The organism is Mesorhizobium sp. M1D.F.Ca.ET.043.01.1.1, from assembly GCF_003952385.1.
Lineage (GTDB): Bacteria > Pseudomonadota > Alphaproteobacteria > Rhizobiales > Rhizobiaceae > Mesorhizobium.
Genome location: NZ_CP034444.1, coordinates 835659 through 854170, shown reverse-complemented (window position 1 = coordinate 854170; position 18512 = coordinate 835659). Strand labels below are relative to the sequence as shown.

Sequence of the window (18512 nt, the reverse complement as noted above, 5' to 3'; positions counted from 1 at the left end):
TTGTCAGGCGATTGTGTGCCAGTCATTGCGGTTTGGCCGGCGCTTCCTGCCATTTAAAGCCGAGATACATGCCCTGCGCGACGCCGATCAAAAGCAGGAGATTGGTGTCGAAATCGATGAAGGTGAAGTTCCAGACGACATTCCACGTGAAAAGAATGCCGAGAATGCAGGTCCACGCCACTGCCTGGATGCGGTGCAACGCTGGCCCGTCGCCGTCGCTGAGGATATCCAGGAAGAACGACTTCGAAACGCTGTCTTTGTCGCTGTCGCCGTTGAGGCTGATGGCCGCCAGGCCGGAAGTCGCACTGATGCCCAGCAGCACGAGAATGCCGGCGGTGATGAGGCCCAGATAAAGGCCCATGGTCAGCCAGATGAAGACGAAACCACCGATGGTAAGGAACATCCAGAACGCGATCTGCGTGCGAGCCAGGCTGTAGGGCCCGGTCGGCTGCTCGATGTCGCCCGCCGTTGCGGCCTCGAGGGCATTGGCTTGCGCTGCTTTCAACGCCGTGGCCGCATCATCCGCCGCCTTGGCCGCAGCCGATGCCTCGGCCTGGGCGGTCGCCAGTGCGGCGCCGGCCTTGCTCGCCGCGTCGGTCGCGGCAGCCTTTGCCGCCTCGTCGGCAGCCTTGGCGACGACATCGTCGGCCGCGTCGGCATCGGCCTTGGCCTTCGCGCTGATATCGGCCGCGCCTTTCGCTTTTGCCTTTGCATCGGCGTCGGCCGTCTCCACCGCCGCCAGTTTCTCCTTGGCCAGGCGCGATGCGTTGTTGGTCTTGGCATTGTCGCGCAACAGCGTCGTCTGCCGCGCCAGGCCGCAAAAGCCTAGGGCAAAGCACAGGAACGAAAGAATGCCTGCCCAAAGAGTCGCGACATTGTAAATCGCTACAATCACTTCGGTATCGCCGACCGCCTCGGGCATTGAGGCGGCGCTGCGCGAGAGGCCGACGACGACAGCCTTCTGGCCAAGCTTCACATCGTGGTCGGTCGCCTTGATGTCGGCTCCGTTCACGGTGGCAGTGCTGGCGCTCAGCAGTTCGCGCCAGAAGGTGGCGCCGCTGTCCCCCGCATTCGCCGGCACTTTCAGCAATATCCGCAGGATTTGCGGGGCCGATACGGGATAAGCCTTCACGGCGAGGTCGGGGATCGTCTTGCCGTTCAGGAAGACCGACAGCTCCACCGGCTTCGGCTGGCTTGCCGCGACTGCAAGGGTCGTCGACAGCGTCGTGTTGGCGACTTGCAGCTTGTCCCATGCGGTGTCTCGTGCGGCGCCGCTTGCGTTGTCATAGATGGCCTGCGCGTCGTCACGCGCCTTCCTTGCCCGTACTATCTCGTCGCTCAGATGCGCTTCGGCGGCCGTTGAGACGACGCCGCCGACGGCAACGCAGACATGGCGGTTGATCGAAGTAAGCTCCGGCCAGACGCCCAGCAACTGCAATCGTCCGTCGACGATTGCCGCCTTCTGGCTGTCGCTCACGGTGAATTTCAAATTGTCCCTGCAATCCTTGTCGGTCGGATCGCTGCCGCCATGCAGTTTCTGCCATGCCACCGAGACCAGGCAAAGGCCGAGCAAGATCACGCCCGCAAGCGTGAAAAAGCCGGCAGCTGTCCGCGACGTCATCTTCTCCATCATGCTTTGTCCCCGATCAAAACCGACGCGTGGATGATGTCTGTGTCAGGCGTGGATGCTCCTGACGGCTGCTTCGAAAAGCTCGGGCGTGGTCAGCGACTTGTTGACGCCGTCGCTGGCGTAATAGCTCTCGCCTCTCGCAACCCTCCTGAATCTGCCCCTGGTGTCGAAAGGCACCGGCATCGAAGCCCATTCCTTGGCCAGGCTCAGCATGAATTGCTGGACGCGATCGCCCGTCATCGGATTGGTGAGAAAGCTACCCAGCCCTCGTCCCTTCATCAGCGCTATCGCCAGCATGTCCTGGTTTGCCGGGCTGAAGACGTCGGTCGTTTTGATGACGCCGCTGCTGATCAGCCCCTTCAGCGTTTTCCTGACGATCTGGTACTTTCCGCAGGCCGAGGAGATCTTGTTGTTGGCGACCATCTTGTCCTGGAAAATCAGGATTTCGCTGACCTTCATGCTTGCCACGGGAGGATTGTCGGTGTTGCCGGACTTGCCGAAAAAGGCATTGTAGTTCTTGCCGCTCTCGAACTGGCCGATGAAGTCGAGCAGGGTGCTCAATTGTCCTGCATTGGCAGCGCCGGCGGCGTTGTCGTCCTGGGTTTTCGCAGCGCTCTGCCAGCGAATGGCAAGGATCTTGGCCCGGTCGAACTTGGTGAGGGTGACGCGGTCGCTCTGGTTGCCGCCTAGCAACTCCACCTGCTCGTTGTCGGAGCCGAGATAGCGCGAGAAGAAGCCGACATGGCTGGCGCTGGACGAATTTTTGTCGGGAGACAGCACCACCACCGCGCCTTTGGGCGGGCTTGGATCACCGAGCGGCACCGTTTCGTTGCCGAAGGACCGCCAACTGCCCGAGACCGGAGGATCCTTGATTGTCTTCAGCAGCGCCGGGCTGGCCTTGTTCACGCAAAAGCCCGCGAAGCCGCCGCACCAGGGCGGAATCTGTGCCCCGGCTGCCAATGGCCGCTCTACGGCCTGGAAATACTCGCGGATGCGCGCCTGCGCTGCCGGCGTCGTCTCGTCGCCCAGCGGCGCCCAGGCCGCCTGTTCGGCTTCCGCCACTGGCATCCATGGCGCGTCGCCGTCGGAGTTTGGCAGGTCTTCGGGCGCTTGCTCCTTGATCAGGGCGAATGCCTTGGCAAAAGCGGCCTGCAACAATTTCTCCACATTGACAATCGCGCCGTCGACGGTCTCCTCGACCTTGGAGTCCCAGTCCTTGAGCACATTCTCGCGCGTCGTAAGAAGCGTTTCCACGTCGGCGGCGCCGAACGACTGCGCGAGCACCTCTTTGGCGGCCGTGCCGCCCTGGCCGGCAAGCTTCATGGCGCGAAACTTGATCGCAGTCGGCAGGCCGAACATATGCGCCAGGAGGACGTCGATATAGGCGGGAGTATAGGGCCCGGCCACAGTTTGGGTGTCAGTCATCCCTGCCGCGGCATCATTCTGGGTGATGGCCGCCGAGATATCGGACATCGCCTTGCGGGCGAGGAAGGCGGCGCCGGCGATCTGGTCGAGGCCAAGCTCCCTGCTGGCGGTGGAATAATCCGCGCCGAGCGGGTCCTCCAAAAAGGTCTTCCATTCGTCCGTCGTCAGCTGGAACGGGCCGGTCCCGTCGCCCGGTGGAGTTTTGGAAGCGATATTGCCGAACTTGTTCTTGGTATCGGTGAGATTGCCGGTCTCGATCAGCGCCCAGGCGATCAGATAGTCCGCGGTGACGAAAAACGGCGTCTTGGGATCCAGACCGTTGATCCAGAACTCCGCGTCGACACAGCCCTTGATGAAGGACCAGATGCCGAACTCGATGCGCGGCGGAGCTGCTACCTCGACCAGCCGGACCTGATCACCGTCGCCGATCTTGCGAGCCCAGCCGATAGCTGGATCCGTCAGCTTGTCATAGACGGTAAGCTGGACCCAGTTATCCTGCTCAGCGGTGACGAACCCTATCTCGCTGACGTTTACCAAGGGTCCGTCCTCAGCCGCCAGATCAGGTTTTGTTTTCAAAGTAGTCGGTTGCTGAAATTGATAATACATTCTAGCCACCTTCTATTATTTTGCTATGAGCTGAATATTCCGGACGCCGCCACAAAGTCAGGTGTTATTTGGTTCTTGAACATTCCATTTGGGCCGGAATCGATCCCTTTTTCGTCTTTAAATTTCTGCACCAATTCCCTGAGGTCATCGAGCGTCGCCGTATCTTTGACGGCGTCTCCATATTTCGATTTCAGGAAGCCCTTGAGCGAGACGAGAAAACCTTCCTTAAACAAGGCTCGCTCAAGATAATTCCGGGCGCCCTGCTCGCAAGTCTGATTGTCTCGCAGTTTGCCAATGTCGGAGAGATCGAGCTTCACTGAGGCTTGGCGCCACTCCTTTGACTTGTACTGCCGCGCCACGGTCACCTCGAAAAGCTTCAGGCCGGCCTCGGTCTGGTCACCGTATTTGCCATCCGCCTGCGATCCCGCGAAGCACAAGGCGTTTTGGATGGCTTGGGCCGTGGGCAAATCGATCGGGATGCCACTGGTATTGACAGACTCCCACGATTTGACGGGAGTTCTGTTGCGACCCCGCCCTACGTCGACAGTCGCATCCCCGCCCAGCGGCCCCGTCTGCTCCCTGAAAACGATCGGTGATTTTCCGACGTCGCCCTCTGTCCATTGGGCGGTCGTCAGCACCGCATTGGCTTCCATTTCGATGGCAAACGGCATGCAGACGCGCAGATAGGTGCGCAGCGCATGAAGGGCCTGCGGCTTGTTCCAGATGGTCGTGCTGTAGATCTGTTGCTTGATCTGTTGCTGACGGCGGAAAACGATCGACTTCACGGTTGTCGCGTCAAGCGCCTCCAGAAGGGTTTTGTTTGTGTTGCGGAAAGTGTTCTCGACCAGGCCGAAAGCAGCCGCGACGATCTTTATCGATGCGGCCGAAGAAGACGTGGCGTCGAGCACGGAGGCGGTGAAATTGCCGGTATCCGAAATCTGCGCGAGGATCGAATCGCCGGTCTTGGCTTTGTAGTAAAGGCCGTCGAGAAAGGTGTCGCATCGCTGATCGATGTCATAAAGCCCCATGTCGACGAAGTTTTTCCAGTCGGCCGTCGTGCTGATGATGCAATGGCCTCCTGCCGCCAGGCCCGCCTGAGTACAGATGTTGCTTGTATAGGCGTCGAGGAGGGCGGTGTTGGCCACGGTCTGCCTTGAATAGAGATCCGGACCGACCGCGCCGGCATAGTGGCGAAAACCATCTTCGGGCATGCAGCCGAGGACTGCGAGGCAAAACATTACCGCGCAGATGGAGCGATACCGGTGGGCCGTATGGCTGGAAATTGCACACATGGCCTGGCACCACCGCCAGGCCGATCCATGAAATGAAACAAACATGAGTGCCCCCACTCGCAGAGCATTCATGCTGGAGAAATGATTTTGGTTTGCTAGCTCGCTTTAACGGCGATCAAAACTTATCCCCGTTATCAACAGAAAAATGGTCGTGGGTGAAATATTTCACATACAAGAATGAAATTTGCACAGGCAGCGTATTGACAGCAATTTTTTTGGGGAATTCCGGAAAAGCCAAAAAAGATTGTTGTCTTCTGTAGAAAAATATCGGGCATCGACAATACGATCGCTGGCATTGTTTCACGTTGAACGTTCATCCTGCCGGCATCGTCTCTTTCTGCTTTGGCCAGATTTTGTCCGTCGCCGCCGTCAGCGCCGGGCACGATGAGCGCAGGCGAGGATGATCAGCGACCTCGCGGAGCGGCGGGCGGGAAACATCGGAAAATCAGCGGAATTGGGAGGCAGCAATCTGTCCCTCCCGGAAAGCATATATGGCGCACCCCGGGCTTGCGGCAAGACCCCGGCCATGACGTATCTACGCTGCCCTTGGCCTGAATCTTAGGAAAGGGAGTTTTGCATGCGGATTTTATTGTCGACCTACGGCTCGCGCGGCGACGTCGAGCCGGTGGTGGCGCTCGGGGCGCGGCTGCAGGCGCTTGGCGCCGAGGTGCGGGTGAGTATCCCCGGCGACGAGGAATTTGCCGCGCTCTGCGCCCGCGCCGGCGTGCCGCTGGTGCCGGCCTTCTCGCCGGTGCGCGAATGGGTGAAGGAGATGACGCGCCGCAGGGCATCGGCGTCGCCCGAGAGCGTGGCCGCGCTCATCTCCCGCCAGGCCGCCGAGATCCTCGCCAGACAATACGAAGCGCTGGCCGCAGCCGCCGAAGGCTGCGATGCCGTGGTGGCGTGTGGCCTTTTTCCTTCCTGCGCCGCCGCGCGGCTGGTCGCCGAGCAGAAGGGCATGCGCTACATCCTCGGCACCTTCTGTCCCATCTGGCTGCCGTCGGCACATCACCGGCCGCACGAATATCCGGGACATCCGCTTCCAGCCGGGGTGAGCGATAATCGGCTGCTGTGGGAGACGGATATCGCGACAAAGAATGCGCTGTTCGGCGAGGCGATCAACCGCCACCGCGCGTCGCTCGGATTGCCCGCGGTGGAGAATGTCCGCGACTATGTCTTCGGCGATCCTGTCTTGCTCGCATGCGACCCGACACTCGGGTCGTGGCCGCCCTCGGACATGACAGACGCCTTGCAGACCGGTGCCTGGATCCTGGCCGACGAGCGGCCGCTTGCCGAGGGGCTGGAAGCGTTCCTCGATGCACGCGCGCCGCCGGTCTATGTCGGCTTCGGCTCGATTGCGGTCGCCAGCGAGGCCGGCCGGGCCGCCATCGAGGCGATCCGCGCCAAGCGCCGGCGCTCGGTCATCGCGCATGGCTGGGCCGAGCTTGAACTGATCGACGACCACGACGACTGCTTCGCTGTCGGCGATGTCAACCAGCAGGCGCTGTTTGGCCGCGTGGCGGCGGTCATCCATCACGGCGGCGCCGGCACGACCGTTGCCGCCGCGCGGGCAGGGGCGCCGCAGGTGGTGGTGCCCCAGATCGGCGACCAGCCCTACTGGGCCCGTCGCGTCGCTGAGCTCGGCATAGGTGCCGCGCATGACGGCCCTGTGCCGACTGCGGAGTCATTGTCGGAGGGGCTGGAGACGGCGCTCGCGCCCGAAACCCGCGTCCGAGCGAACGCGGTCGCCCGCCTGATCCGCGCCGACGGCGCCGAGGTGGCTGCTAAGCTGCTGGTCGAGGTCCTGGCCCAGCCCGGCCGGTGACGTCACTGCGTCAGTTCCGCCAGCGCCCTTTGCAGCGGCGCCGGCGAGACCTGGATCGGGCCTGAGAAGGGCGAGTCCATATCGATGATCAGGTAGATCGCCGCCGCCACCAGTGCCCCGGAAATCAGGCACGTAAAGACAATGGTGGCATTGCGCGGCGCCCGAAAGCCGAAGCTGGCGAAGATCAGCGTCAGCCAGGCCACGAGCAGGGCGATCAGCGGCGCGGGGATGGCGCCCTCGGACTGCTCGGCCAGTATCCAGCGTTGCTCGATCACCTTCTGCAGCTGCTGTGTCGCGGCCTGCTGCGCGGCGATCTGTTTGGCATCGGTAGGCGCCAACCCCGCCAGGATGTCGCCGACCTGATTGAGCAGCAGTTCCGACAGCCTGCTCGGGACGACGGTCGTGTTGCTGTCGGCGGTCGAGGTGTCGACGACGCGCTGCACGTAGGCGGTGAGCGACTGCCGGGCGCTGTCCGTCTCTGGTCCGTAATGTCGCAGCGTTCGGTCGAGCAGAATGAGATCGGTGGCGAAGGTGTGTACGTTGCCATTGATGGACTCGAACGTGTTCTTGGCCGAGTTGATCATCAGGCCGAGCACCAGCGAGGACATCACCACGAAAAGGTTCGCAGCAAGCCGCACTACCGCGCTGGTGTCGTCCCCAAGGTGGTGGCTGGGGAAGCGCTCGTGCACCATCAGGCTGACCAGCGAGGCCCCGGCCAGGCAAGCAAAGATCGCAGCCCCTACAAGCACTTCGCCCATGGCTGATATTGCGCACGGGAAGGGGCGCTTGCCAATCGGGTGCGCGGCGATTGAATCAAATTGGGAACATAAAGGAGCATGCTGTTGTTGGAAAAGGGCACTTGTGACCTGTGCTCCGCGCGAAGCGGAGCGGCAGGCGAAAACTGCTTCCAATAGCGGCCGAAGACGCTATCTATGGCGCGGGGCGGCTCCATCCTCACAATCATTCACGAGGCTATCTATGACAATACGCGCTGTCGTCTGGGGCGAGAACATCCATGAGCGGACCAACGAGGTGGTGGCCGGCATCTATCCGGAAGGGATGCACACGACCATCGCCAACGCGCTCAACGCCGACGAGGCGATCTCCGCCTCGACGGCGACGCTGGAGCAGCCGGAGCACGGCCTGCCGGAGGCGCGCCTCGCCGAGACCGACGTGCTCGTCTGGTGGGGCCATAAGGACCACGGCGCGGTGGCCGACGAGGTGGTCGAGCGCGTCGCCCGCCGGGTGTGGGAAGGCATGGGGCTGATCGTGCTCCATTCCGGCCATTTCTCGAAGATTTTCAAGCGGCTGATGGGCACGCCCTGCACGCTGAAATGGCGCGAGGCCGGCGAGCGCGAGCGGCTCTGGGTCACGAGCCCCAGCCACCCGATCGCCGAAGGCATCGGCGAATATTTCGAGCTTGAGAACGAGGAGATGTATGGCGAGCAGTTCGCCGTGCCGGAGCCGCTGGAGACGGTGTTCATCTCCTGGTTCCAGGGCGGCGAGGTGTTCCGCTCGGGGCTGACCTACCGGCGCGGCGCCGGCAATGTCTTCTACTTCCGCCCCGGACACGAAACCTACCCGACCTATCATGACGCCACGGTGCACAAGGTGCTGCGCAACGCGGTGAAGTGGGCGAATAACCCGCAAGGGGCAAAGCCTGCCATCCTCAACGCGCCGAACGTGCCGGTCGAGAAGGCGCTGGAGCCGATCGTAGAGCGCGGCGGCAAGCTGCACGCGGCCGCCGAGGGCGGCTTCCGCTAAACATTCGGGAATTGCGCGAAGACAACGCTTAGGCCACATTGGGCATGTAATTGAATCGAACCAATCCGCTCGGAGGAGCAAGAATGCGACTTTTGATACTCGGTACCGGCTGGATGGCGCAGGAGCACGCCCGCCGCTTCAGCGCCATCGAGGGCGTCGACATCGTCGGCGCCGTCGATGTCGATCCGGCGCGCGTCGGCGAGTATGCCGACGCCTATAATATTCCGAAGCGTTTCACCTCGCTGGAAGCGGCGCTCGACTGGGGCGATTTCGACGCGGTCGCCAATGTCACGCCCGACCGCATCCACCATCCCACCACCATGGCGCTGATTGCCGCCGGCAAGCCGGTGCTTTGCGAAAAGCCGCTGGCCGAGAATTTCGGCAAGGCGAGCGAGATGGCCGATGCGGCGGAAGCCGCCGGTGTCGTCAACATGGTGAACCTCACCTATCGCAATGTGGCGGCGCTGCAGAAGGCGCGCCAGATGGTGCAGCACGGCGAGATCGGCACGGTGCGCCACGTCGAGGCGTCCTATCTGCAGAGCTGGCTGGTGTCGAAATTCTGGGGCGACTGGCGCAGCGACCCGAAATGGCTGTGGCGGCTGTCGCGCGGCCACGGCTCGAACGGCGTGCTTGGCGACGTCGGCATCCACATCCTCGATTTCGCGAGCTATGGCGCTGCCCTCGACATCGACCATGTCTTCTGCCGGCTGCGCGCCTTTGACAAGGCGCCGGGAAACCGCATCGGCGACTATCAGCTCGACGCCAATGACAGCTTCGCCATGACGCTCGACTTCGCCAACGGCGCCTTCGGCGTGGTGCATGCCAGCCGCTGGGCGACCGGCCATCTCAACGAGCTTCGCCTGCGCATCTATGGCGACAAGGGCGGCATCGAGGTGGTGCACAATCTCGAAGGGTCGATGCTCAAGGCCTGCGTTGGCGCCGACGTCGAGAACGCCAAGTGGGAAACGCTCGACGCCGGCACGGTGCCGACCAATTACCAGCGCTTTGTCGATGCCGTCGGCAGCGGCGCGCAGACCGAGCCGAACTTCCGCCACGCGGCGGGCCTGCAGAAGGTGCTGGACCTGGCGGTGGTGTCGGACGAGAAGCGCGCCGAACTGAGGGCCAATGCGGACACGCAGTGAGGGTGGAGCGCTAATCTTGCCGCTTGCGGGGGAGATTGGCTGTCATCACGCGCAAATCTTTCAATCATTTCTTGAAGCCTTGACCTCACCTTTCGTGATTTGATGCGGCCACAAAGCTCGGAGGCTTCATTGACCGACTATATCGGGTTGCCGAAGGCCGAAGTGCACACATCCATCTCGAGGGCTGCTTCGAGGCCGACGACGTGATCAGGAATTGCGAGGAGGCAGGCATTCCGCTGCGCGCGCCGCGCGAAAGGCTCTTCGAGGCGCACGATCTGAAGAGCTTCCTCGAAATGCTCGACTGGCTGTGCGGTACGTTCCGCACGCGCGAGCAACTGGCCGTTACCGCCTATAAATTTGCGCGGCGCATGGCCGGGAGCGGCGTGCGCTACGCCGACGTTATCGTCAACCCGACCCACTGGCCGCACTGGCACCGGAACATCCCCGGCATGATCGACGCCTTCGACGCGGGTTTCGCCGCCGCCGAGCAGGATGGGTACCCGCCGGTCGGGCTCTGCGTCAGCCTGCTGCGCATCCAGTCGGCCGAGGACGCGACCGAGCTGGTGGAGTTGCTGGGCAGGATCAGGCACCCGCGCGTCGTTGCCCTTTCGATCGACGGAAACGAAGCGACCGCAGGCCGGACCGGCCCGCGCTTCGCCGAGGCGTTCCGGCGCGCCGCCGCGGCCGGATTGCGGCGGACCGTTCATGCCGGCGAGTCGAGTGGTCCCGAGGGAGTCCGCGACGCCATCGAACTGCTTGGCGCCGACCGCATCGATCACGGCGTGCGGGCGATCGAGGAGCCGGCTTTGGTCGAGCTGCTTGCACAGAGGCGGATTCCGCTTGGCGTCTGCCCGATCTCCAACATCGCGCTCGGCATCTATCCGTCGCTTGCCGAACATCCGATCGATGCGCTTCGCAAGGCCGGCGTCCCGGTCTCGATCAACACCGACGATCCGACGCTGCTCGACACGACGCTCGAAGCGTCTTACGCCGCCTGCGCGGAGACCTTCGCCTGGAACGGCGAAACAATCCGCCAGCTCGCCGCGACATCGGTGAATGCGAGCTATGCCGACACTGCGGTGAAGGCGCGGATCCTGGCGGATCTGGCGGTGTGGCGGGCCTGACAAGGGCTGCCGCGCAAACGGCGCGAAGCGTCCTTCCGCTGTGTTGCCAAACTGCATAAGCTGCTGATGCCGCTGTCCTGACGAGGATCGAGGAACTGGAAGGAGCCGCTTATGGTGACCCGTCGCGCCCAATGTTCCTGCGGTCAGCTGTCGGCCACTTGCGTGGGCGAGCCGGTGCGTATCTCGGTGTGCCATTGCCTCGACTGCAAGCGGCGTACCGGCAGCGCCTTCAGCTACAATGTCCGGTTTGCCGAAGGCGACGTTTCGATCGAGGGGCGGTCAGCGCAATTCACGCGCGTCGGCGACCAGGGTGGCCGCGTCATTTACAGCTTCTGTCCGGACTGCGGCAGCAATGTCCACTATCGCATCGACACGCAGCCCGGCCTGATTGCCATTCCGGTGGGCGCATTCGCCGATCCGTCGTTCCCGCCGCCCTTCCAGTCCTTCTATCATGACAGCCGGCGCTGCGAGTGGGTCGAGATAAACGCCGAGCCTTTGGCGAAATTCGGCTGACTTCCAGCTTGGGTTTCTCTTCCCCCACTTCGTGGGGCGAGGAACATCTCGTCACGGTTTGCGACAAATCCCCACCGCCGCCTTCACCAGCGCCGTATTCCCTTCGGCCACGCTGCCGTCCGGCAATTCCTTCCCGTCCTCCAGCCCGACACGGGTGGAGAATTTCCGCACCGCCGCCCGTTGGACGAAGGGCCATACGGTCGCATTCTCGCCATGCAGCAGGATGGAACGTCGTATGCCTTCGCGCTGCAGCACCTTTTCGACGCCGTTGGCGATGGCAAAAGCCTCGTCCAGCGTCTGCTCGGAAATCTCGATCAGCACGCGCAGCACCCGCCCGCCATGGTCGAGGCCGGCGAGCCTGAGCGCGTCGCCGATCGATGCCAGCCCCGCCTCGATGCCGACGCCGCGGCCGCGCAGGGCCTCCATTACTTCGGGCGCCGCCGCCTCGCTGAGGTTGACCGAGGCGTAGTCGGGCAGTTCATGCCAGCCGGCGATGGCGGCAAGCGTGCGCCTGTCGTCCTTCTCGATCCAGGCACCGGTGGAGACGCCGATCAGCGTGCCCGGGCAGGCGCGGCGCAGCGCCGCCACCGTCCGGTCCATCGCCTCGGGCGCCAGGCTTTCCTGCCGGTCGGCGCCGCGCGCATGGACATGCAGTTCGGCAGCGCCCGCCGCGATCGAGGCCGCGCCGTCGCGCGCCATGGCATCCGGGTCGAGCGGAAGCGCCGGATGGAAATCGGCGGGACGCGCGCCGTTGATGCAAGCCTGGACGATCATGACGATGGCGATCCTGTTGCGGGGCCGAGTCTAGCGCAGAGTGGGCGAAGCGGAAACGGCGGATGGTGAGCTTGCAGACAGGGGCACCTTGTCGCCGTGATCTCGGCAAGCGCCGCGGCCTTCGCGCCTAGCCGTAGAGCGCGAATTTGCAGGGCTGTCTGCAACCTCAACGTACCCGCCGCGCCATAACAATCCCGATCACGGCGGCGCTCCCGATCAGCACCGAAAGCACCCCCGCTGGCAGCTCAGTCGGTGCAAACACGATGCGCCCGGTCCAATCGGCAAACACCACCAGCGCTGCTCCCACCAGCGCCGCGCCGAACAGTTGCGGCCCGGCGCGCCTCAAGTCGAGCAGGCCTGCCAGATGTGGGGCAAGCAGCCCGACAAAACTCATCGGGCCGACGACCAGCGCCGCGGCCGCCGTCGTGATCGCCGCGAGCACCAGCACCGCGAGCCGCGCCGTACGGAGCGGAATGCCGAGGCTTATGGCGACGCCGGCGCCGAGCGGCAGGATCTCCAGCCAGCGGCAGGCAAATGCCGAGAGCGCTAGCCCGACGAGACCGGCGCAGAGCACGACGACCGCGAAGTCGAGCTCCACCCAATAAGTCGAGCCGCTCAGCCAGGCCAGCACCTGGCCCGAGCGCGGGTCGCCGAGCGCAAGAAACAGCAGGCTCGAAGCGTCGAGCAGGGCGGTGATGGCGATGCCGGTCAAGAGCAGCCGCTCCGGCGTGAAGCCGCGGTCGAGGCCGAGCAGCAGGATCGCGCCGGTGACCGCCAACGCGCCGACCGTCGCGCCGAGAAGCTGAACCGCGGCGCTGGAGTCGGCGAAGAGAAGCAGCGCCGCGATCAGCCCCATGGCGACGCCGCCGCCGATGCCGAGGATTTCCGGGCTCGCCATCGGGTTGGCGAACAGGCGCTGGACGAGGCAGCCGGCGACGCCGAGTCCAAGCCCCGCGCCGCAGGCGGCGGTGACGCGCGGCAGGCGCCAGGAGAAGGCCTCCGGGTGGAGGCCGAAGCCGTCGGGCGCGCGGCCGAGGAGGAAGGCAAGAGCAAGCACAAGAGCGAGCGCGACGGCCAGGCCGGCAAGCACGACCATTGGCCGCCTTGCGCTGCCGCCGCCGAGACGGGTGGCGATGCCTGCGCCTGTCTCCAGCATCAGGCGCGGCACGCGGCGCAGCAAAAGGATCAGCATCGGCGCGCCGATCAGCGCGGTGACCGCGCCGGTCGGCAGGTTCGCGGCCTGGCCGGGCGGCAGAAGCTGGACGAGCTGGTCGACGAGGAGCACGAGGCCGGTACCGGCGAGCGGCGCGGCGACGAGCCGCTCGCCGAGTTTTTCGGCGCCGAGCACGCGCGCCAGATGCGGCGCGGCGAGGCCGACAAAGCCGATGATGCCGACGGCGGCCGCCACGCTTGCCGAGAGCAGCACGGCTGTGGCCAGAAGCAGCGGCTTCAAGAGCCTGGTCAGGCCGAGGCTTTTTGCCTGCTGGTCGCCGAAGCCGAGGATCAGCAGCGGCCGCGCCAGGGCGGCGGTGACGGTCGCGCCGACGGCGACGCGCAGCGCCAGTTGCTCGACGCCGGTCCAGCCGTCCTCGACCAGCGAGCCGGCGCCCCAGATGAACATCGAGGCGAGATATTGCTGGTTGAGCAGCATCAGGAGGCTCGAGATCGAGCCCAGCGCGAAGCTGACGACGAAGCCGGCGAGGATCAACGTCGTGGGGTCGGCGCGCCAGCGCCAGCCGACCGCCGCGATCAGTCCCCAGGCGGCGAAGGCGCCGGCGATCGCCAGCAGCTCCGGATGCGCGGCATGCAAGGCCGGCGAAGCGAGCAGGCCGATGGTCAGTGCCAGATGCGCGCCGGCATTGACGCCGAGCGTCTCGGGCGCGGCGAGCGGATTCTGGAGCACCTGCTGCATCAGGACGCCGGCGAGGCCAAGTGCCGCGCCCGCCAGCAGCGAGACGGTCAGCCGCGGCCAATAGGCATAGTCGAGCAGCAGCGCGCGCACCGCTTCGCTGCCTTGGATGGCGGCGATGTTGTGGGCGATCAGTCCGGCGACGAGCAACAGATAGACGCCGCCCGCGAAAAAGGCCCCGAGACGGCGGCGGTCATGAAGCATGGCCGCGCTCAAAAAGGCGAGCGTGCTCGCGCAAGAGATCGGCGAAACGACCGGCGGACGGCAAGCCGCCGAACCCCCACACGCTGGGCAGGATTTCATAGTTGCCGGGTGCGAAGGCCGGCAGCTGGCCGAGCAGGCCGTCGCGCGCCGCAAGCTTGGCCCGCACTGCGGGCGGCACCGGCTCGATCACCAGCACGGCTGCGTCGCGGGCGGCGAAGAGCTGGTCGACGCCTGCATTCGCAAAACCCCAGAAATTGCCTGCGCCCGTCCAGGCGTTCTTCAGCCCGGCGCGCTTCAGCACGTCGTCGAACAGGCTGCCGCGGCAGAACACCCAGGCGTGGCGGTCGTCCTGGAAGTAGAGCACCAGCACGGGTCTGGTTGCCGCCATGCCGACGGCACCTTTGAGCTTGGCGATGCGCGCGTCGATAGCGGCGATGAGATCGTCCGCCGCCTGCTCGCGACCGGTAAGCGCTCCGAGCCGCCTCGTGTTCTCTTCGGCATGCCGGTAGGGCTCGAGGTCTTCGGTGAAGGTGGCGAGGCTGATGACCGGCGCTATCCTGCCAAGCACCGGCTCGATCGCCGTGAACTGCGGCGTCGACAGGATCACGTCCGGCTTCAGCGCCGCCAGATATTCCAGGCTTGGCGTGGCTCTGAGGCCAAGTTCGGCGACACCGGAGGGCAGGGCGGGCGAGCCGACCCAGTCGCGATAGCCGGCGCTTTCGGCAAGCCCGAGCGGCGTGATGCCCAGCGCCAGCAGTGTCTCCGCCGTGCCCCAATCGATGGTCGCAACCCGCTCGGCATGCGCCGGCACGGATTCATCGGCCGCCGCCGGCTGCACCGGCAGCAGCGCAAGCAGGAATGCCAAAAGCGTTTCGATCACGGGCTGCGACCGGCTGCCGTCACCATTTGTAGCCCATGGTCAGGCTGACCTCGCGGCTCTCGCCATAGAAGCAGGTGATGTTGCATGAGGCGACATAGGCCTTGTCGAACAGGTTGGAAACATTGAGCGCGGCCTTGAAGTTGTCCTTCTCGTAGCGGATCGCGGCATCGACCAGCACGACATCGGGCACCTTCTGCGTATTGGCGCTGTCGGCGAAGGAGGAGCCGACATAGTGCACGCCGCCGCCGAGGGTGACGCCCTCGAGCCTGTCGGAGGGCACGGCATAGTCGAGCCACAGCGAGCCGAACTGTTCCGGCGTTCCGGTCGTCACCTTGCCGATCTCGGCCGGGTTGCCGTCCTTGATCTTGAGGTCGTACCAGGTATAGGCGCCGGTCAGCTTCAGGTCGGGCGTCAGCTGGCCGACGGCCTCGAGCTCGACGCCGCGCGAATTGACCTTGCCGATCTGCCGGTTGAACAGCAAGCCGTCGCTGGTCACGACGTTTTCGCGCGTCAGGTCGAACAGCGATGCGGTCAGCATCACATCCGACAGCCATGTCGGCTGGTATTTGACGCCGGCCTCGTATTGCACGGCCGTTTCGGGCTTGAAGGCATCGCCGGTGGCCGTATCCGTGCCGGTCAGCGGCAGGAACGAGCGCGAGACGCTGACATAGGGCGAGATGCCGTTGTCGAAATTGTAGATCGCGCCGGCGCGCCCGCTGAAGGCATCGCTGGCATAGCTGGTGCGCACGCCGGTCGGCCGGTCGGTGACCTTGGTCTGGACATCGTCGTAGCGGCCGCTGAACACCAGGTTCCAACGGTCGATCTGCATCAGGTCCTGGGCGTAGAGGCCGGTCTGGTTCTGCAGCGTATTGGATTGGTCGTAGCGCGAGGTGACGGGCGGGGCGCCGTTGTAGACCGGATCGAGCACGTCGAGCGGCGGCGCGTCCTGGAAGCCGGACTCGTCATGCAGGTCGAAGCGTTTGTAGTCGAGACCGAGGAGCAGCGTGTGATCAACCGGGCCGGTCGAGGTCTTCCACTCCACCTGGTTGTCGACGGTGAAAAGACCAAGGTCGGGCTTCGACAGGAAGTTGGCGCGGTCGAGCAGGGCGGTGGCCGTGGTCGGCGGGCTCACCCAGCCTTCGCCATAGACATTGCGGAAATCGACGTCGAGATGGCCGTAGCGCAGGTTTTGGCGCACCGTGACGTCATTGTCGAAGCGGTGCTCGAATTCATAGCCGATCATCTGCTGCGAGCGCTCGAACTTGTCGACGCTGGGTTCGCTGGTGAACAGGTCGCGCGGGATCTTGCCGAACGGCGCATCGACCACGGTGCCGACATAGGGCAGGAAATTCTGGCCGCGCGTCTTCAGCTTCGAGACATTGGCGTAGACGGTGAGGCTGGTGTCCTCGTCCGGCTTCCAGGTCAGTTCCGGCATGATGGCGAACTGGTCGTTGTCGGTGTAGTCGACCTGCGTGCCGCCATAATTGCCAGTGGCGATGAAGCGGTAGGCGAGCGTGCCGTCCTTGTTGACGCCTTCGACGTCAAGTCCGGTCCAGACATTGCCGACCTCGTTGACACCGATCGCGGTTTCGCCGCGGTTCTGGAAGGTCGGCCGCTTCGAGACGAGGTTGATCAGGCCGCCCGGGTTGGAGGCGCCGTAGAGCGCCGAGGAGGGCCCGCGCAGGACGTCGATGCGGTCGAGCAGATAGGGGTTCACCTTCCAGGTGGCGAAACTGTCGCTCGACTGCAGCTGCAGCCCGTCGAGGAAGTAGCTGCTGACCTGCGAGGAGAAGCCGCGGATCAGGAACCAGTCGTTGCGGGTGTCGTTGCCGAAGGTTTCGGAGCGGATGCCCGGCGCGTAACGCGTGGCTTCCACCACGGACCGCGCCGCCTGGTCCTCGATCTGCCGGCTGCCGACGACGCTCACCGCTTGCGGCGTCTTTTCCAGCGGCTGGTCGGATTTGCCGGCGCTGGCGTCTTTCCTGGCCTTGTAGCCGTCGAAGTCGGAAGTGCTGTCGCCGGCCTCGCCCTCGACCTGGATCGGGGCCAGCACGTCCTGTTTGTCCTGCGCCAGCGCATGCGGTGCATGCAGGAAAGTCATTGCCAGCAAAGGCCCCGCCAGAACGCGCCGCTTCGTCATCACCCTGATCCCCATCTCCAAGCTGCGGGCAGCGCTATTCAAGATGAGTAAAAGAGTCAACTTTTAATTTGTCAGGCAAGACGGAGGCTTGCGATCAAGGGCGGAGATCAGCAGATCGTAAGGCTGGCGCTACCCCAGATGCTCCGCCCGCAGCCTCTCCTTCATCCGCTTGATTGCCGGATCGCCGCCGGCTGCGAGCCTATCGGCAATCCGGGCGAGGTCATCGTCGGCCTTGCGATATCTGCTGCCCCAGGCGCCGAGTGTCGCCAGCACCGGCAACAGGTCGATGCCGGCCTCGGTCAGCCGGTAGATCGCCTTCAGCCCATGGCTCGGGTCGTCGCTGCGGGTGAGGATGCCTTCGTCCTGCAGCGTCTGCAGCCGCTCGGCGAGCGTGCGTGACGAGATGCCCTCGTCTGATTGCAGGAATTCGCGAAAATGCTTTTTCCCGGCGAAGGCCAGGTCGCGGATGATGAGCAGCGTCCAGCGGTCGCCGATGACTTCGAGCGAGAGGCTGATCGGACAGCCGGATCGTTCCCTGGTCGACATGGCCATGGTTCCATTTTTAAATCACTTTACAATTGACATCACTCGTCTCGCAGGTCAATACTTCCAAAAGTAAACCGTTTACCGGAAGGAGGACCGCGCGATGAAAAAGCTCATCCTGCAGATGCAGATGTCGGTCGACGGCTTCGTCGGCGCGGATGAAGATCGTCGCTGGCAGCTTTGGGAATGGGGCGATGAGAGCGACTGGGACGACGAGCTCAAGGAGGACTTCAACGCCGTGGTCGAAACCGTCGACACCATCCTCTTGAGCCGCAAGATGGCCGAGGAGGGGTATCTCAACCACTGGAGCAATGCGGCGCGGAAATATCAGAAGGACCGTTTCTATGCCTTCGCCCAGCGCATCGTCGAAGCCGAGAAGGTGGTGCCGAGCGACAGGCTGAAGGTCTCGCGGTGGGAGCGCACGCGAATCGTCAGCGGTGACTTGCCGCGCGAGGTCAACGCGCTGAAGGCGGGCGAGGGCGGCAATATCGCCGTCTTCGGCGGCGTCGGCTTCGCCTCGGCGCTGATTGCAGCCGGCCTGGTCGAGGAGTTCCAGCTCTTCATCAACCCGGCGGTGCTGGGTGGCGGCCGCCGCATCTTTGACCAGGGCGGCTTCGCCGGGCTGAAGATCATCGGCTCGAAAGCCTATGCCTGCGGCATGGTGGTGAGCCGCTACGCGCCGGCCGCGCGAGGGACCTGAATCAGTCCGGCAGCGCGCCGTCTCAACCGCTTGTTCGCTTG

15 protein-coding genes are annotated in these 18512 nt (G+C 64.2%); 6 read left to right on the top strand and 9 right to left on the bottom strand.

The window, feature by feature from the left end; translation table 11 throughout:
* Positions 1–22: 22 nt before the first annotated feature.
* The 3 genes from EJ067_RS34425 to EJ067_RS04405 form a co-directional block, all read right to left on the bottom strand.
* Positions 23–1633, bottom strand: a complete 1611-nt coding sequence (locus tag EJ067_RS34425) for a hypothetical protein (protein WP_189510386.1) — start codon at positions 1631–1633, stop codon at positions 23–25.
* A gap of 42 nt (positions 1634–1675) precedes the next feature.
* The gene (locus EJ067_RS04410) at positions 1676–3592 is read right to left on the bottom strand and encodes a hypothetical protein (protein ID WP_126084845.1); all 1917 of its coding nucleotides are present in this window, start codon (positions 3590–3592) and stop codon (positions 1676–1678) included.
* A gap of 92 nt (positions 3593–3684) precedes the next feature.
* Positions 3685–4998: a hypothetical protein gene (locus tag EJ067_RS04405; RefSeq protein ID WP_126084844.1), complete on the bottom strand. Its 1314-nt coding sequence runs from the start codon at positions 4996–4998 to the stop codon at positions 3685–3687.
* 532 nt (positions 4999–5530) lie between these two features.
* Here EJ067_RS04405 and EJ067_RS04400 point away from each other — a divergent pair.
* The gene (locus tag EJ067_RS04400; protein WP_126084843.1) at positions 5531–6778 is read left to right on the top strand and encodes a glycosyltransferase; all 1248 of its coding nucleotides are present in this window, start codon (positions 5531–5533) and stop codon (positions 6776–6778) included.
* A 2-nt stretch (positions 6779–6780) separates the two neighbouring features.
* Here the strand turns inward: EJ067_RS04400 and EJ067_RS04395 are convergent, their stop codons facing one another.
* Positions 6781–7536, bottom strand: a complete 756-nt coding sequence (locus tag EJ067_RS04395) for a DUF4239 domain-containing protein (protein ID WP_126084842.1) — start codon at positions 7534–7536, stop codon at positions 6781–6783.
* A 220-nt stretch (positions 7537–7756) separates the two neighbouring features.
* On the opposite strand from EJ067_RS04395, the gene EJ067_RS04390 reads away from it, so the two are divergent.
* The 4 genes from EJ067_RS04390 to EJ067_RS04375 all read left to right on the top strand — a co-directional run bounded on the left by EJ067_RS04390 (position 7757) and on the right by EJ067_RS04375 (position 11321).
* Complete coding sequence (locus EJ067_RS04390; protein WP_126084841.1) at positions 7757–8542, top strand: ThuA domain-containing protein; 786 nt, start codon at positions 7757–7759, stop codon at positions 8540–8542.
* Between the two features lie 83 nt (positions 8543–8625).
* Entirely contained in the window at positions 8626–9684 is a 1059-nt protein-coding gene (locus tag EJ067_RS04385; protein WP_126084840.1) for a Gfo/Idh/MocA family oxidoreductase, read from the top strand.
* Positions 9685–9887: 203 nt separating this feature from the next.
* On the top strand, positions 9888–10808 hold the full coding sequence (gene add, locus EJ067_RS04380) for an adenosine deaminase (RefSeq protein WP_245468167.1): 921 nt from the start codon (positions 9888–9890) through the stop codon (positions 10806–10808).
* A 111-nt stretch (positions 10809–10919) separates the two neighbouring features.
* On the top strand, positions 10920–11321 hold the full coding sequence (locus tag EJ067_RS04375; RefSeq protein ID WP_126084839.1) for a GFA family protein: 402 nt from the start codon (positions 10920–10922) through the stop codon (positions 11319–11321).
* Positions 11322–11372: 51 nt separating this feature from the next.
* Here the strand turns inward: EJ067_RS04375 and EJ067_RS04370 are convergent, their stop codons facing one another.
* From EJ067_RS04370 to EJ067_RS04350, 5 genes are all read right to left on the bottom strand, one after another.
* Positions 11373–12095 carry a 3-keto-5-aminohexanoate cleavage protein gene (locus EJ067_RS04370; RefSeq protein WP_126084838.1) on the bottom strand — a complete coding sequence of 241 codons (723 nt, stop codon included), beginning with the start codon at positions 12093–12095 and terminating at the stop codon, positions 11373–11375.
* Positions 12096–12261: 166 nt separating this feature from the next.
* Positions 12262–14208 (bottom strand): Fe(3+)-hydroxamate ABC transporter permease FhuB, encoded by a 1947-nt coding sequence (fhuB, locus tag EJ067_RS04365; protein WP_189510384.1) that lies wholly within the window; start codon positions 14206–14208, stop codon positions 12262–12264.
* On the bottom strand, positions 14198–15088 hold the full coding sequence (locus EJ067_RS04360) for an iron-siderophore ABC transporter substrate-binding protein (RefSeq protein WP_126084836.1): 891 nt from the start codon (positions 15086–15088) through the stop codon (positions 14198–14200). Before EJ067_RS04360 ends, fhuB begins: the two co-directional genes overlap by 11 nt.
* A gap of 19 nt (positions 15089–15107) precedes the next feature.
* A complete protein-coding gene (locus EJ067_RS04355; RefSeq protein WP_189510382.1) occupies positions 15108–17228 on the bottom strand; it encodes a TonB-dependent siderophore receptor in 2121 nt (706 codons plus the stop codon).
* A 129-nt stretch (positions 17229–17357) separates the two neighbouring features.
* Positions 17358–17774, bottom strand: coding sequence for a helix-turn-helix domain-containing protein (locus EJ067_RS04350; RefSeq protein ID WP_126084834.1), 417 nt, complete (start codon positions 17772–17774; stop codon positions 17358–17360).
* Between the two features lie 100 nt (positions 17775–17874).
* On the opposite strand from EJ067_RS04350, the gene EJ067_RS04345 reads away from it, so the two are divergent.
* Entirely contained in the window at positions 17875–18471 is a 597-nt protein-coding gene (locus tag EJ067_RS04345; protein ID WP_126084833.1) for a dihydrofolate reductase family protein, read from the top strand.
* Positions 18472–18512 lie beyond the last annotated feature (41 nt).